Consider the following 14,292-nt stretch of genomic DNA (forward strand, 5'->3'; position numbering starts at 1 on the left):
AAAAGCTCTGCAGGTATTTCATAAACGCGCCAGAGAGTCGCGATCTTCCCTGAGGCGCTCGAAATCCGCTGAAGAATTTCAGGACTTTGGCTTTCAGATGGTCATCTATCCGATGACATCCTTCCCGGGCAGCAGCAAAAGCCTATGAACGAATGGTTCAACACAAAAAGAAGCAATAAAGGATAGGCAAACGAGAAGTAAGCTATATGACACGATAAAAATCTGGATAAAGAAATGGCAAAAAACAATTCTTAACGAAGAACATAAGGCAAAAAAACACACCATGAGAAAAGAAGGCGATGATTCGTATCAAGAAAGAGATGTGATCGGATTCATCGCTTTTTTATCACAGTTCATATTCATGAGTGAAAGCGAGGAGGAAAGCGATGGGTAAAGCAGAACTTAGAGGGAATGAACCCTTCATTTCTCATCATGAATCGGCTGCTGAAGTATTTACACCGGAAGATTTTAATGAGGAAGATCAACTTATTTTAAAAACCACAGAATTATTTGTCAAAAACGAAGTAACGCCCCTTATTGAATCGATTGATCAGCATGATCACGAGAACGTAAAGAAATTGTTTCAAGAAGCGGGAGCGCTCGGCTTACTCGGTATCGAAGTTCCAGAAGAATATGGCGGACTGTCTCTAAACAAGAAGCTTTCAGGGCTTGTAGCCGAAAAGATGGGAGCTGGCGGATCGTTCAGCGTCTCCTTTAATATTCATGCGGGTGTAGGGACATTGCCATACGTTTATTATGGAACAGAAGAACAAAAACATAAATACCTTCCGAAGCTCGCGGCGGGAGAATGGATCGGAGCGTATGCCCTAACAGAACCTAGCGCAGGATCAGACGCTTTAAACGCAAAAACGACGGCCGTCTTGAACGAGGAAGGAACAGCCTGGATTTTAAATGGTGAAAAACAGTGGATTACGAACGCGCAAGTGGCTGATGTCTATGTTGTCTTTGCGAAAACGACTGAAGGCATGACCGCATTTATCGTCGAGCGGTCGTTCGAAGGCGTTTCGGTCGGGCCGGAAGAGAAGAAGATGGGGATAAAAGGATCTTCGACAGCAACCTTAATCTTGGAAGAGGTCAGCATTCCAATAGAGAATGTTCTGGGGAAAGTCGGAAAAGGGCATCGCGTGGCCTTGAACATTTTAAACATGGCGCGATTAAAGCTGGCGTTTTCGAACATTGGAACATCGAAACAAGCATTGAAGCTTGCCGTGAACTACGCCAAACAGCGTAAACAGTTTAACAGGCCGATCATCAGTTTTTCCATGATTCAAGAGAAGATTGCGGATATGGCGATTTCGATTTATGGAGCGGAAAGCGCCGCCTACAGGACGGCAGGCAGCTTGGACAATGTTTTTGATTGCGCTGATCCATTAGACGATAGATTGAGAGAACTAGCAACCTATGCATCTGAATGTGCGATCAATAAAGTAAACTGCTCCGAAGTACTTGACCGGATCGTAGATGAAGCGGTACAGATCCACGGCGGCTACGGATACATGCAGGAGTATGAAGTGGAACGATTGTACCGAGATGTACGGATCAACCGGATTTTCGAAGGTACAAACGAAATAAACCGTCTGACGATCGCCAAACTTTTGATGAAAAAAGCGGATCAAAACGGTGGCATAAGGCTTGAAACTCAATTAAGCAAGCAAGAAAACCGAAACAAGCAATTCATTCAGCTTTCTAAGTGGCTTCTCAACAAAACTTTGAAAGCGCTGACAAACTCTGGCGTTAACATTCAGCAGGAGCAAGAATACTCACGGCTGCTCGCCGACATGAAGAAAGAAATCTATGTGGTGGAATCCGTTGACATTCGGACGAAAAAAGCGATACAAAAGAACGGGAAAGAAAAAGAACGGTTGAAAGAGATGATGACGAACGTCATTTGTGAAGAAAGCTTCCGCAGAATTGAAGAGATGGCGGTGTCCGTTTTATCGGGGGTCGTATCAGATGAGGCCGAAAGAAAACTCGTATTGGAAGAGATTCGCAGCCTTCCTTTGCCCCTCTTCAGCAACCTGTTTACTCAAAAACGCGAAATCGCAGAAAGAATAGCCGATCATGAAAAATATATTGTGTGAACGGAGTGACGTCTTGTGAAAAAAATCGGGTTTATCGGATTGGGAAACATGGGTCTTCCTATGTCGCAAAACTTGCTTCTGTCAAACTTTACTGTGTATGGAATGGATCTGAACAAAGAAGCTGAGATCTCCTTTCATCAAGCAGGAGGAACGATCGGCATATCGGTTGAAAAGATGGTTGAACTCTGTGATGTGATCCTCACAAGCCTTCCTTCATCAAACGCAGCAGAGAAGGTTTTTCTAGGGGAAAAGGGGCTCGTAAGCCTGGCTGAACCCGGCATCCTGCTGATCGATACGAGTACGGTCGCTCCTGAACTGAATCAACGAATTGAAGAGGCAGCCAGGAATAAAGGTGTTGCTTTTCTTGCGGCGCCTGTCAGCGGCGGTGTAATAGGGGCGGTCAACCGGACGCTAACCTTTATGGTAGGCGGTGCGAAGTCCGCTTTCGATGAGGCAATGCCTGTTTTTAAGGCAATGGGCGAGAATATTTTTCATGTAAATGAGAACATCGACAGCGGTACGAACACGAAGTTGATCAACAACCTCTTGATAGGATTTTATACAGCCGGTGTTAGCGAAGCTCTGCATCTTGCAAAAATAAACAATCTAGATCTTGATCAATTGTTTGAGATGCTGAACGTTAGTTATGGGCAGAGCCGTATTTATGAGCGCAACTATAAAAGTTTTATAGCGGATGATCACTATGAACCCGGCTTTTCTTTGAAGTTGCTACTCAAAGACCTTGGCTTTGCACTGGATTTAGCTAAAAAGAACAAGGTGGACCTGCCGGTGAGCAAAATCCTCTTTGACCTTTACGAAGAAGCCGAAAGGAACGGATATGGCGAAAAGGATATGTCTGTCTTATACAAAAAAATAAGTGAACAGACGACGACTATTTGATAAGGAAAGGTGATAAAGCAGATGTTGACAACCAATATGAAAAAAATGCAGAACAACATCAATGGAGAATGGGTTGATTCTACAGGCGCCGAAGTCGAAGAAGTGATCAATCCTGCAAACGGAAAAATAATCGCTTATGTACCTCTATCTACGAGAGCGGATGTAGATCGCGCCGTACAGGCCGCTCAACATGCTTATCAGACTTGGTCATTGGTGCCTGTGCCCAACCGGTCAAGACTTTTATACAAATACCTGCAGCTTCTTCAAGAGCAAAAAGAACAGTTGGCAGAAATCATTACGATGGAAAACGGCAAAACGTTAAAGGATGCCCGCGGAGAAGTGCAGCGGGGAATCGAAGTCGTTGAGCTTGCGACCGCAACACCCACTTTAATGATGGGAGAATCCCTGCCCGGGATAGCAAACGGCATCGATGGATCGATCTGGCGCTATCCTTTAGGAGTCGTTGCCGGAATCACGCCATTTAACTTTCCAATGATGGTTCCCCTATGGATGTTTCCACTCGCCATCGCGTGCGGAAACACGTTCGTCCTAAAAGCTTCAGAACGTACACCTATACTCGCAGAGAAACTGGTAGAGCTGTTCTATGAATCAGGTTTTCCTAAAGGTGTCCTCAACCTCGTACATGGAGCAAAGGATGTCGTGAACGGTATATTGGAGAATGAAGATATCAAAGCCGTTTCCTTCGTTGGTTCAGAGCCGGTGGCAAGGCATGTGTATCAAACGGGTACAGCTAACGGAAAACGCGTTCAGGCGCTTGCCGGCGCTAAAAACCATGCGATTGTCCTGGCGGATTGCCATCTTGAAAAAACAGTACAGGGCATCATTGGAGCGGCGTTCGGCAGCAGCGGGGAACGCTGTATGGCATGCTCTGTGGCGGCGGTTGTGGATGAGATCGCCGATGAATTTATGGAATTGCTCGTTTCTGAAACACGAAAGCTGGAAACAGGAGACGGCAGATCCGAGAATCACTTTGTCGGCCCGCTGATACGTGAAGTCCACAAAAACCGCGTCCTTGATTATATAGACAGCGGTATTAAAGAAGGCGCCGCATTGGCCGTAGACGGACGCGATCCGGATATTCAGGAAGGATACTATGTAGGGGCCACCATTTTCGATCATGTGAACTCGGACATGAAAATATGGCAGGACGAAATCTTCGCGCCGGTATTGAGTGTCGTACGAGTAAAAGACATTGATGAGGGAATCGAACTTGCCAATAAGTCCAAATTTGCCAACGGTGCCGTGATCTACACGTCGAGCGGCAAAAGCGTGCAGCAGTTCCGCGACAAAATTGATGCCGGCATGATCGGCGTGAATGTCAATGTACCGGCTCCAATGGCGTACTTCTCCTTCGCAGGGAATAAAGCCTCTTTCTATGGAGATCTTGGGACAAACGGAAAAGACGGCGTCCAATTTTACACACGCAAAAAAGTCGTCACCGAACGCTGGTTTTAACCTGAGAATCTCTAAAATAGGATCCCTCTAATTGCAGGACAAAACCTTTAGAGGGGTCTTTCTATTGAACAGCTAGCTTCAATCGGGAGGGATAAATGTTGAGCTACAAATATGTAACGCTTGAAAAGGAAAATGATATCACGACCGTCACATTGAACAATCCGCCGGCAAATACACTATCCTCTTCCTGTATCGCTGAAATGCGATCCCTTTTTCAGGAACTGGCCCAAGATGATGATACAAAAGCGATTATCATTACAGGAGCGGGCCGCTTCTTTGCGGCAGGAGCGGACATAAAAGAATTCGTTTCAAAATTAGGGGACCAGGAACAAGGGTTGGCGCTCGCCGAAGGAGGCCAGGCGCTCTGTGATGAAATCGAAGCGCTAAAAAAACCCGTCATTGCTGCGATAAACGGACCAGCTCTTGGCGGAGGTCTTGAACTGGCGATGAGCTGCCACTTCAGAATCATATCAGATCAGGCTACAGTAGGTCTTCCGGAATTAAAGCTCGGTCTGATTCCAGCGTTTGGAGGTACACAGCGGCTTCGCAATATAACGGATACTGCCACAGCACTTGATCTCATCCTGACGGGCCGAACACTTTCAGCTCATGAGGCAGTAGAGCTTAAGATCGCGAAGCTGGCCGTGAAGAAAGAGGAACTGTTGAAGACGGCAAGAGCTGTCGCGGCGTCATTTCTGGAAGGAAAAAGCATGACCAGTGTCATGCGGGCAGTGGAATGTATCATACAAGGGAGCAACGAGAGCATGGAACAAGGGCTGGAAAGGGAACGAAAAAGGTTTGCCGAGCTGTTTTTGACGTCCGATGCCAAAGAAGGAATCCACGCATTTGTTGAGAAACGCAAACCAGACTTTCATCATTCATAAAAGGAGAGGATCAAGATGTCCGATGAAGTTTTGTTTTCCGTCAATCAAAACGGAGCCGCAACCATTGTTCTGAACCGCCCGAAAGCTCTCAACTCACTATCTTATGAAATGGTTCGGCTGATTGGTGAAAAATTAAGAGAATGGAAGACAGATCATAGCGTTTCTGTCGTGGTCATGAAAGGCGCAGGTCCAAAAGGGCTTTGTGCCGGCGGCGATATTAAGGCACTCTATGAAGCTCGTTCGTCAACATCGGCTTTGCAAGATGCAGAGCGATTTTTCGAAAAAGAATATGAGGTCGACATGGCAGTCTATCAATTTCCGAAGCCGGTCATCGCCTGCTTGGACGGCATCGTGATGGGTGGAGGGGTAGGCCTGACGTATGGGGCCAGTCATCGGATTGTGACGGAGAGGACGAAATGGGCGATGCCCGAAATGAATATCGGTTTCTTTCCCGACGTCGGCGCAGCCTGTTTTTTAAACAAAGCTCCGGGACACTTGGGGCGATATCTCGGATTAACGGCGTCTGTCATCCATGCCGCTGATGTGCTGTATATGAACGGTGCAGACATCTACATGGAGAGCGGCGCTTTAGAGCGATTGATCCAAAAAGTGGAACATACGGACTGGAACCTTGTAAACGTTGAGGAAAGGCTTGATCAGATGATCGGGGAATGTAAAGCGGAGCCACCTCAAGAGAGCAAGCTCGCCCTTTATCAAAAAGCGATCGATCATCATTTTAGATATGATACGTTGGAAGAGATCCTTCAGTCGCTCGAAAGCGAGGGAAGCGATTTTAGCGTGAATGTAAAAAAACTGCTTCTTTCCAAGTCTCCATTTTCATTGAAGATCACGCTAAAACAACTGATCGACGGAAAGCATAAAACGCTGGAAGAATGCTTTGCCACGGATCTGGTACTGGCAAAGAACTTTTTGAAGCATAACGATTTCTTTGAAGGCGTACGATCCGTCCTTATCGACCGTGATCAATCACCGAACTATGAATATCAACACGTTTCAGATGTAACCGATGAAGCGGTGAATCAGTTCTTTCAACCTTCTGAATCTGCCCAATTTTAACAGCGAGATTTGGATGATCGTCATACACGGGCCCTTTACACGGCATTCTCTCATTATGGTTCAAATAGGATGATCGGAAGACAAAAATGGTAGGAAAAATAATTTGATAATACTTCTAATAGGATATAAGTGTAAATTCAAAAAGAGAGCGGTCGGACATTTGTCATAATTTTTTGAAAGTGCCAACATTTTTTGCGTTTTGTATGAAATTATAAGATTTTATGAAAAAGTATTGAACTTGACACCAGCAAGTATCTATCAGTTTTATCATCTCGCAACCTCCAACTCTGTAAAATATGGTTATACTTTAAACGCCGCTGTTTTATACGTCAACTTTTATTTTAACTTGGTTAACAAATGAAATAACAAAAAAACCAGCCTTACATCGGCTGATTTTTTTGTTATTCTATTCTTCTGTCAAAATCACAAGAGAATCTACAGAAGAAGCCACATGGGAAACTGCACGGCTCACTTCTTGAAGGCCCCCGAGAAAGGCTTGAAGATCGACATCAATTCTGCCGGTTTGGTCTTTGCTGACCTTCATGCTGTTGACAATGTCATCAAACAGACGGTTGATTTGAGCCATTTTTTCTTTGCTTTCCGTTACAAGATGGTTCACATCTTTAATATGCTTTGACACGATGTTGATTTGCGTGTTCGTATTGTTAACGAGTTCGGATACTGTCGAAACTGTCTTTTTCGTATCTTCAGAAAGTTTTCGAACTTCGTTGGCGACAACGGCAAAGCCTTTGCCGTGCTCACCGGCCCGTGCCGACTCAATCGAGGCGTTTAAAGACAGAAGATTCGTTTGCTCGGCTATGCCGGTGACGATGCCGAAAATCTTCTCAATTTGTTGGGCGATGTCATTCAGCTTCTCCATTTCTTTCTCAATTTGGACAAGGCTGCTGTCAATTTTGTTCATCTGTTTTTGCTGGATTTCCAATTCTTTTTTCCCGCCGATTGATTTTTCTTCTACATGAATAGAAGTAACAGTGCCCGCTTTGGACGCTTCAGAGATGCCTTCGGATTTGTCAACAAGCTCCTGTACGGAACGTGTTGTTTCTGAAAAAAGATTTGCCAATGAGCCGGATGTTTCCTGGATTTTCTGGTGAAGAACGGCTTTCTTTTCCTCTTGATCATCCCGGCTTTGTCTGTACTCATCTTGAAATGCTTCAAGTACAAGCTGCTGCTCCAGATTTAATATTTTTGTCGTTGCTTTGATGGCTTTAAGAAGCTCTTGATGGTCTGAAATGGATCGTTCATAAATGCTGATCATGGAGAGCAGCAAATCCTGAAAAGCGCCCATGTACCATTTCGGAAGCAGCCCGATTTTTAAATGAATCGAGGCGATTCTGTTTCTTTTTTCAATGAATTCATCATTGATCACGCCGCCAAACATTTCCTGAATATGCCGTTTTAACGTTTGTTTCAAGCGATCGACCGAGCTGTGGTCATTAATGATGTCCATTAAAGAGCTTTCATGACCCAGATTTTCATAAAAAGCATCTACGATACTTACTATATTCTCTTTAATCAGAGGCTGCAGTTCCTGTAAGACATGGAGTTCTGCATCCTCTAATCTGACCATTCTGAGTTGTTTTTTTACATCTGAAAACCGATCTGTCAGCTGAATCCGATTTTTCTCTTGAACAGGTGAAGCTGAAAAATAAGCCGTATCTTTTTTTCTGTCTTTTTTAAATAACAATGTGTGGTCCCCCAGATCATATTCTCTTTGGCTATTTTGCCTTTTTTCTTTTTTATCGGTATACGGGGAGCATGAATGAAGGTAATAGGGCAAAATATTTTCCTATTATTTGATTTTTTAGCGGAATTAGAAAAACCGTTCTGCAAGCATGAACGGTTTTAGTCATTCTTTATTTGTTTCAGCGGCTTAATGGCAGGGCCTTCCGCCACCTCGCCGTTTGGCTTGAAGCGGGACCCGTGGCAAGGGCAGTCCCATGTGTGCTCGCCGTCGTTCCATTCAACTTCGCAGCCTAAATGCGTACAGGTCGTATCAACGAGATGCAAGCACCCTTGTTCATCTCTATATGCACCGGCTCTTTTGCCGTTTACGGTGACGATTTTTCCTTCTCCCGTTTCCACATCCTCCGGTTTCACATCCGGTTTTTCAAGCTTTCCTTTAATGAAATGCTTGGCGACATCGGCATTGTAGGAAATGATCTTTTTTAAGCCGGGATCGGGATGGAAACGGGACGGAGTGAAGATGTTTGCGTATGAATTCTGTTTGTTTTCAATATGGTCAGACAAGATGTTCGCCGCAACGGCTGAACTTGTCATCCCCCATTTTTTAAACCCGGTGGCGACAAGGATATTGTCTTCATTTTTTGAGATCGGCCCGATGAATGGGATTTTGTCAATGCTGACAAGATCTTGGGTTGACCAGTGATACGGAATGCTTTCAATTCCGATTGTGTTTTCGGCGAACTGTTTCAGCGCTTCGTAATGCTCTGACATTTCTTTTCCCTGACCGGTTTTGTGGCTTTCACCGCTCACCAGAACAAGCTTGTCTCCGTTCATCTCGGTATATCGGAGCGATCTTGACGGCTGATCAATACTCAGATACATGCCTTCCGGGTATTCGATTTTCGGTTTAACTGCAAGAATATAAGATCTGTCAGAGTACATTCTGGCAGAATATAACCCGCCGCCGTCATAAAAAGGAAAGTGTGAACAGCATACAATATATTTGCTTTTAATGGCGTGTCTGTTTTTGGTTACGACCTCAGGCAGCACGCCTTTTTTAATATCAAGCGCCGCTGTCTGCTCAAAAATTCGCCCGCCGTTCTTTACGATGTCATCAAGCAGGGCTGTGAGGTAAAGCAGCGGATGAAACTGAGCCTGATGCTTCATGACAAGCCCCAACTTGATATCAACGGGGACAGGCAGTTCCTTAACAAGTTCCCGCTCTATCCCAAGCTTTGTATAGGCCTCGTGCTCGTCCCTGATTTTTTTGACAGATGACTCGCTCGTTGCGTAAATATACGCATCCTGTTCTGTAAAATCGCAAGAAATCTGTTTCTCCTTCACAATATCTTTAATGTAAAAAAGCGCTTTTTGGTTGGCTTCATAATAGAGCCTCGCGTTTGGCATGCCGATATGATTGATTAACTCGTCATATATCAAGTCATGCTGGGCCGTGATTTTTGCCGTGGTATGGGCTGTTGTTCCGTTCAGAACTTGATTGGCTTCAATCAGCGTCACACGGAAGCCTCTTTTTGTCAGTTCATAGGCTGTAGTGATTCCGGTTATTCCGCCGCCGATAATCGTCACATCAGTTTCTGTATCTTCCTGAAGTTCGGGAAAAGAGGGGACATCCGCTGATGCTCTCCAATATGACTCCGGAGCGTTGTCGTGTGAAAACGGTTGAGTAGTCACGAAATAATACCTCCCTTGCAAGTTATTCTTAATTTTTCCATTATGCTCATATTCATACATCTAATAAATCATGTGATAGAAAGCTTTCTTTTTTCATAAAATAAAAAGGTTTATTGAGAAAGGAGTGATACGATTGACGAATCAGAAAAAGAAAACATTGCCGCCCCAGCATCAGAACCAGCAGCCGGGTTTTGAATATGTCATGGACCCGCGGCCGGTGTTTGATAAGCCGATAAAAGAGAAGAAGCTGGAGGGAAAAACGGCTATTATCACCGGAGGCGACAGCGGAATCGGACGCGCCGTTTCTGTGTTATTTGCTAAGGAAGGCGCAAATGTTGTCATTGTGTATTTAAATGAACATAAGGATGCGGAAGAGACGAAGCAATATGTAGAGAACGAAGGCGTGAAGTGCCTGCTGATTGCAGGCGATGTCGGAGACGAAGCTTTTTGTAATGATATCGTAAGACAGGCGAGCCAAGCGTTTCCGTCCATTGATATTCTGGTGAACAACGCGGCAGAGCAGCATGTGCAGACAGGTATTGAAAAAATCACAAGCCACCAGCTGGTAAGAACATTTCAGACCAATATCTTCTCCATGTTCTACTTAACAAAGGCTGTATTGCCGCATCTGAAAAAAGGATGCTCGATTATTAACACAGCCTCCATCACGGCCTATCAAGGAAATGAAAGGCTGATTGATTATTCAGCAACGAAAGGAGCCATTGTTACGTTCACAAGGTCGCTTTCTCAATCTCTTGTCAAACAGGGGATCAGGGTAAATGCTGTGGCGCCCGGTCCGATTTGGACGCCGCTCATTCCGGCAAGCTTTGCGGCTAAAGATGTAGAAGTCTTCGGTTCAGATGTGCCGATGGAACGGCCGGGACAGCCTGTTGAAGTGGCTCCAAGCTACTTATACTTAGCCAGTGATGACTCGACTTACGTAACGGGGCAGACGATTCATGTCAACGGGGGAACAATTGTAAACGGATAATATAAAAAAGCCAATCCATGTAGGATTGGCTTATTCACTCTGCTTGAGAGCGGCATATTCTTTAGAGAGCGTAAGGAACGCTTCTTTATCTTTTTCATCTAACGCTTTATTGATTTTATCAGTCAGCATGGTCAACCGACGCTTAAACAAGGATTCATCGAGCACCATTTGAATGTAAATATCCATCATCGTTACATCAAATTCTTTTGTTTTTTGCGTGTTGCGGGACTTCATGAGCTCAGTGTACGATTTTTTCTCTTTCATAAAGAATCCCCCCAATGCCTTTTTTTAAGTATATGGATTACGGTCAGAAAAATCAATAAATTTTTATAATTTTTAGACAACTAATACTTGGAAAAATATCGACATATCCTGCAAAAAGCGTAGAGGAACAAATGATTAAAGGGTAGAAAGATAGAAAATAGTATCGGTGATAAGAAGAAATATTATTTTAAATAGTAATATAGAACTAATAACTACCTTTAAAAGATTATTTTGAACTGTTTCGAAAAAAATCCTGTCGTTTTATTTACGTTGATGATAGATTATTAAGTATAAATTTTGCAAAAAAAAGAAATGGAGGAAGTATCATGAGTCAGAAAACTGACGCACCCCTAGACACCTACGAAGTAAACAGCTCAACAATCGCCGTATTGCCCGAACCGATGAACGGGAAAATGTACTCAAAGATCATTGAAAAGGACTGCACGTTTTATGTCAGCATGAAGCCGCTGCAAATTGTCGACCGAAGCTGCCGTTACTTTGGCTCAAGTTATGCGGGAAGAAAAGCGGGAACCTATGAAGTGATTAACATTTCTCACAAGCCGCCGATCATGGTGGACCTTTCCAACCATATCTTTTTATTCCCTACACTTTCTTCGACAAGACCCCAATGCGGCTGGATATCACACGTGCATGTAAAAGAATTTAAAGCCACGGAATTCGACGATACAGCTGTGACCTTTTCCAATGGAAAAACAATGGAGCTCCCGGTCTCCTGCAATTCGTTCGAAAACCAGGTCTACCGCACGGCATGGCTCAGAACAAAATTCCAAGACCGGGTCGAACACGCGCCAAAACGGCAGGAATTCATGCTGTACCCGAAGGAAGAACGCACGCGGATGATTTATGATTTTATTTTGCGCGAGCTGGGCGAGCGGTACTGAGGGAATAATGGGAACAGGCCCACAAAACGTTAATCCTATTATGAATGTGCGGCTGAAGATGTGTGATTGCTGAAGTTTGATCAAAGATCATACTTGAGCCGGCTAAAAAGATGCGCTTGATATCTCAATCTTTCTTCCTATTTATATTGTAAATGGCGATTATTTCAATTATGATAAATCTAGCTATGAAACAACTGTAAATAGGGGGATGGATGAGATGTTTAAAAAGGCAGCTGCCGTTCTGTTGTGCTTAGGCCTGATTTTCGGTTTTTCTTACGGGGCAGATCATACAGCAGAAGCAAAGACAAAGGTGAAGACGTATAAAAATTGTAAAGCGCTGAACAAAGATTATAAGGGCGGGGTTGCCCGTTCAGCTAAGGTGAAGAATAAAGGCGGAAAAACGAAGTACAAGCCTTACGTCTCAAAGGCGCTGTATGACGCTAATAAAAAGAGCGACCGTGATAAGGATTACATCGCGTGCGAACGATAATATCGGCAAAAAAGCAATCTGAACATGTCAGATTGCTTTTTTATTATACGATGCGTGACCGGCTGAGCCGGCCTTTGTTTTCCTTGTCCACATGCTGACAGCCATCATAACTGTAACATTGAGCAGCAGGGCGATGATGCCTACATTCAAATCTTTCATCATTTGAGGCAAAAACGGCAGCAATGTTCCGATTGTCGTTTCGGTCAGCGTAATATATGCGACCGCGCCGACTCCTGTTATAATGCCGGCAAAAGCGCCTTGTTTTGTCACGAAACGGTGTTTCGGCAGGCTGAAAAGCAGTGCCGGGAACAGTTGAGTGACAAGGCTGTATCCCATCAGGAGCAGAGTGACAATGGTGTTTCCGCCTTTGAATGTAAAGTACACTGAAATCAGGGCGATGACGGGCACGGTGTATTTCGCCAATGTTGTCACGTGCTGTTCAGAGGTGTTCGGAGCAAGTGCCTGATACACATTTTTGGCAAACAATGTGGAGGCGGCCATTAAAATCATGGAGCCCGGCACAAGAGCCGTGAGTAATCCCGCTGCTCCGATGACCCCGACAATCCATGGGTCAAATGTCTGAAGAGACAGCCTCAAGAGAGACAAATCCGCATCCGCACCTTTCAACCCCGGAACCTGCAAAATCGCAGCAAAACCGACAAAAAGGACAAATAACAGGACAAGCTGATATAAAGGCATAATCATGGCATTTTTCCGAAATACTTTTGGGTTTTCCGCTGAATAGGAAGCTGCGAAGGTATGGGGCCACATGTAAAATCCGAGTGCTGTTAATAATACGGTTGAGCTGAACCAAGAGACGCTCTGTCCGCTTTCCGGCAGGGTGAGAAAGCCGGGTTTTGCCGCGTCGAGCTGTTGGAACATGTCCTGAAAACCGCCATAGTAATGAAAGGGCAGGTAAAGCCCGAGAAACAAAGCCACGACCAATATTAAAATATCTTTGACAACCGATATCCAAGCCGACCCGTGAATGCCGGAAACCATAACATAAACCGTGGTGGAAACGGCTCCGATCCAAATGGCCGCAGCCGGGGTGATTTGCCCGTAGGACGTTTCTGATACAATTAACCCGAGTCCTTTCAGCTGTAAAACAAGATAAGGAATCAGCGCCGCAATTCCGACTAAGGAGACAATGATGCCCAGCAGAGGACTATCATATTTTTTGATGAAAAAGTCGGATTGTGACATAAGCTTGTGCTCTTTAGAATATGTCCAGACGGCTGGTAGAAGCCAATAAGATATGATATAGGCCAAACAACCGTAAGCGATGATATAAAAGGCCGGCCCGCCTTTGCCGTAAGCCCAGCCGCTTCCGCCTAAAAATGTAAAGGTGGTATAAATTTCTCCCGCCATAAGCAAAAAGACAAAAATAGTGCCGAACCCGCGTCCTCCGACCGTCCATTGCTCAAGGTTCATATCTTTTCCTTTTTTGGCCCGTATGCCAAGGTACATGCAAAATAAGAGTACACTAAAAATAATGATCAGCGCTGCATTCATTTTGTCCCACCTTCCTTATTTTCCTTGTCCAAGACATATACAATGGTCATCAGTACAGAGGTCAAGAGCGCCCACATGACAATGTAAGCAAGAATAAAGGGCATACCGAAAAGGTAAGGAGTGACTTTGTTAGCAAATTGAATCCCGAATAAAATTCCGATAAAGGGTAAAGCCGCAAGTACATGAATCAGTTTCATAATGCTCCTCCTTATCTGTCGAAAATCAAGGGTTCGGCTGACGGGGTTAATAATACGTGTTTCGAATTATAAATAAAATGTTTCAATTTGTATAGTGT

Annotated in this window: 13 protein-coding genes and 1 pseudogene; 8 read left to right on the forward strand and 6 right to left on the reverse strand. The window is 44.5% G+C overall.

All coding sequences use genetic code 11. From position 1 onward, the window contains the following. Positions 1 to 386 precede the first annotated feature (386 nt). From AXI57_RS14470 to AXI57_RS14490, 5 genes are all read left to right on the forward strand, one after another. On the forward strand, positions 387 to 2,102 hold the full coding sequence (locus tag AXI57_RS14470; protein ID WP_061670461.1) for an acyl-CoA dehydrogenase family protein: 1,716 nt from the start codon (positions 387 to 389) through the stop codon (positions 2,100 to 2,102). A gap of 15 nt (positions 2,103 to 2,117) precedes the next feature. Beyond that, a complete protein-coding gene (locus tag AXI57_RS14475) occupies positions 2,118 to 3,002 on the forward strand; it encodes an NAD(P)-dependent oxidoreductase (protein ID WP_003327705.1) in 885 nt (294 codons plus the stop codon). Between the two features lie 21 nt (positions 3,003 to 3,023). Continuing rightward, a complete protein-coding gene (locus AXI57_RS14480; protein WP_061670462.1) occupies positions 3,024 to 4,478 on the forward strand; it encodes a CoA-acylating methylmalonate-semialdehyde dehydrogenase in 1,455 nt (484 codons plus the stop codon). 98 nt (positions 4,479 to 4,576) lie between these two features. Next, positions 4,577 to 5,362, forward strand: a complete 786-nt coding sequence (locus tag AXI57_RS14485) for an enoyl-CoA hydratase-related protein (protein WP_003327703.1) — start codon at positions 4,577 to 4,579, stop codon at positions 5,360 to 5,362. A gap of 15 nt (positions 5,363 to 5,377) precedes the next feature. After that, positions 5,378 to 6,439: an enoyl-CoA hydratase/isomerase family protein gene (locus AXI57_RS14490; protein WP_061670463.1), complete on the forward strand. Its 1,062-nt coding sequence runs from the start codon at positions 5,378 to 5,380 to the stop codon at positions 6,437 to 6,439. 406 nt (positions 6,440 to 6,845) lie between these two features. Here AXI57_RS14490 and AXI57_RS22510 read toward each other — a convergent pair whose 3' ends face one another. The 3 genes and pseudogenes from AXI57_RS22510 to AXI57_RS14500 form a co-directional block, all read right to left on the reverse strand. Further along, a complete protein-coding gene (locus tag AXI57_RS22510) occupies positions 6,846 to 7,361 on the reverse strand; it encodes a methyl-accepting chemotaxis protein (protein ID WP_371176577.1) in 516 nt (171 codons plus the stop codon). 288 nt (positions 7,362 to 7,649) lie between these two features. Continuing rightward, positions 7,650 to 8,027: pseudogene (locus AXI57_RS22515) on the reverse strand (protoglobin domain-containing protein); the annotation flags it as partial. Positions 8,028 to 8,302: 275 nt separating this feature from the next. Continuing rightward, entirely contained in the window at positions 8,303 to 9,895 is a 1,593-nt protein-coding gene (locus AXI57_RS14500; RefSeq protein ID WP_371845796.1) for an FAD-dependent oxidoreductase, read from the reverse strand. A 73-nt stretch (positions 9,896 to 9,968) separates the two neighbouring features. Between AXI57_RS14500 and AXI57_RS14505 the strand changes: the two genes are divergently transcribed. Continuing rightward, positions 9,969 to 10,826 carry an SDR family oxidoreductase gene (locus AXI57_RS14505; protein ID WP_061670465.1) on the forward strand — a complete coding sequence of 286 codons (858 nt, stop codon included), beginning with the start codon at positions 9,969 to 9,971 and terminating at the stop codon, positions 10,824 to 10,826. 30 nt (positions 10,827 to 10,856) lie between these two features. On the opposite strand, the gene AXI57_RS14510 is transcribed toward AXI57_RS14505, so the two are convergent. Further along, positions 10,857 to 11,090: an IDEAL domain-containing protein gene (locus AXI57_RS14510; RefSeq protein WP_003327696.1), complete on the reverse strand. Its 234-nt coding sequence runs from the start codon at positions 11,088 to 11,090 to the stop codon at positions 10,857 to 10,859. A 326-nt stretch (positions 11,091 to 11,416) separates the two neighbouring features. On the opposite strand from AXI57_RS14510, the gene AXI57_RS14515 reads away from it, so the two are divergent. Together AXI57_RS14515 and AXI57_RS14520 are read left to right on the forward strand one after the other, a co-directional pair. Continuing rightward, on the forward strand, positions 11,417 to 11,992 hold the full coding sequence (locus AXI57_RS14515; protein WP_010788160.1) for a competence protein ComK: 576 nt from the start codon (positions 11,417 to 11,419) through the stop codon (positions 11,990 to 11,992). A 217-nt stretch (positions 11,993 to 12,209) separates the two neighbouring features. Further along, entirely contained in the window at positions 12,210 to 12,482 is a 273-nt protein-coding gene (locus AXI57_RS14520) for an excalibur calcium-binding domain-containing protein (RefSeq protein WP_003327694.1), read from the forward strand. Positions 12,483 to 12,509: 27 nt separating this feature from the next. Here the strand turns inward: AXI57_RS14520 and AXI57_RS14525 are convergent, their stop codons facing one another. Both AXI57_RS14525 and AXI57_RS14530 read right to left on the reverse strand, forming a co-directional pair. Then, complete coding sequence (locus AXI57_RS14525) at positions 12,510 to 13,997, reverse strand: sodium:solute symporter family protein (RefSeq protein WP_003327693.1); 1,488 nt, start codon at positions 13,995 to 13,997, stop codon at positions 12,510 to 12,512. Further along, complete coding sequence (locus tag AXI57_RS14530) at positions 13,994 to 14,194, reverse strand: DUF3311 domain-containing protein (RefSeq protein WP_003327692.1); 201 nt, start codon at positions 14,192 to 14,194, stop codon at positions 13,994 to 13,996. Before AXI57_RS14530 ends, AXI57_RS14525 begins: the two co-directional genes overlap by 4 nt. Between the last annotated feature and the right edge of the window lie 98 nt (positions 14,195 to 14,292).

It is taken from the genome of Bacillus atrophaeus (assembly GCF_001584335.1).
GTDB classification, from domain to species: domain Bacteria; phylum Bacillota; class Bacilli; order Bacillales; family Bacillaceae; genus Bacillus; species Bacillus atrophaeus.

Coding starts and splice junctions, on each gene's coding strand:
- AXI57_RS14470 (WP_061670461.1), top strand. CDS start 387: ATGGGTAAAGCAGAACTTAGAGGGAATGAACCCTTCATTTCTCATCAT.
- AXI57_RS14515 (WP_010788160.1), top strand. CDS start 11,417: ATGAGTCAGAAAACTGACGCACCCCTAGACACCTACGAAGTAAACAGC.
- AXI57_RS14520 (WP_003327694.1), top strand. CDS start 12,210: ATGTTTAAAAAGGCAGCTGCCGTTCTGTTGTGCTTAGGCCTGATTTTC.
- AXI57_RS22510 (WP_371176577.1), bottom strand. CDS start 7,361: ATGAACAAAATTGACAGCAGCCTTGTCCAAATTGAGAAAGAAATGGAG.
- AXI57_RS14525 (WP_003327693.1), bottom strand. CDS start 13,997: ATGAATGCAGCGCTGATCATTATTTTTAGTGTACTCTTATTTTGCATG.
- AXI57_RS14480 (WP_061670462.1), top strand. CDS start 3,024: ATGTTGACAACCAATATGAAAAAAATGCAGAACAACATCAATGGAGAA.
- AXI57_RS14530 (WP_003327692.1), bottom strand. CDS start 14,194: ATGAAACTGATTCATGTACTTGCGGCTTTACCCTTTATCGGAATTTTA.
- AXI57_RS14510 (WP_003327696.1), bottom strand. CDS start 11,090: ATGAAAGAGAAAAAATCGTACACTGAGCTCATGAAGTCCCGCAACACG.
- AXI57_RS14500 (WP_371845796.1), bottom strand. CDS start 9,895: ATGTATGAATATGAGCATAATGGAAAAATTAAGAATAACTTGCAAGGG.
- AXI57_RS14490 (WP_061670463.1), top strand. CDS start 5,378: ATGTCCGATGAAGTTTTGTTTTCCGTCAATCAAAACGGAGCCGCAACC.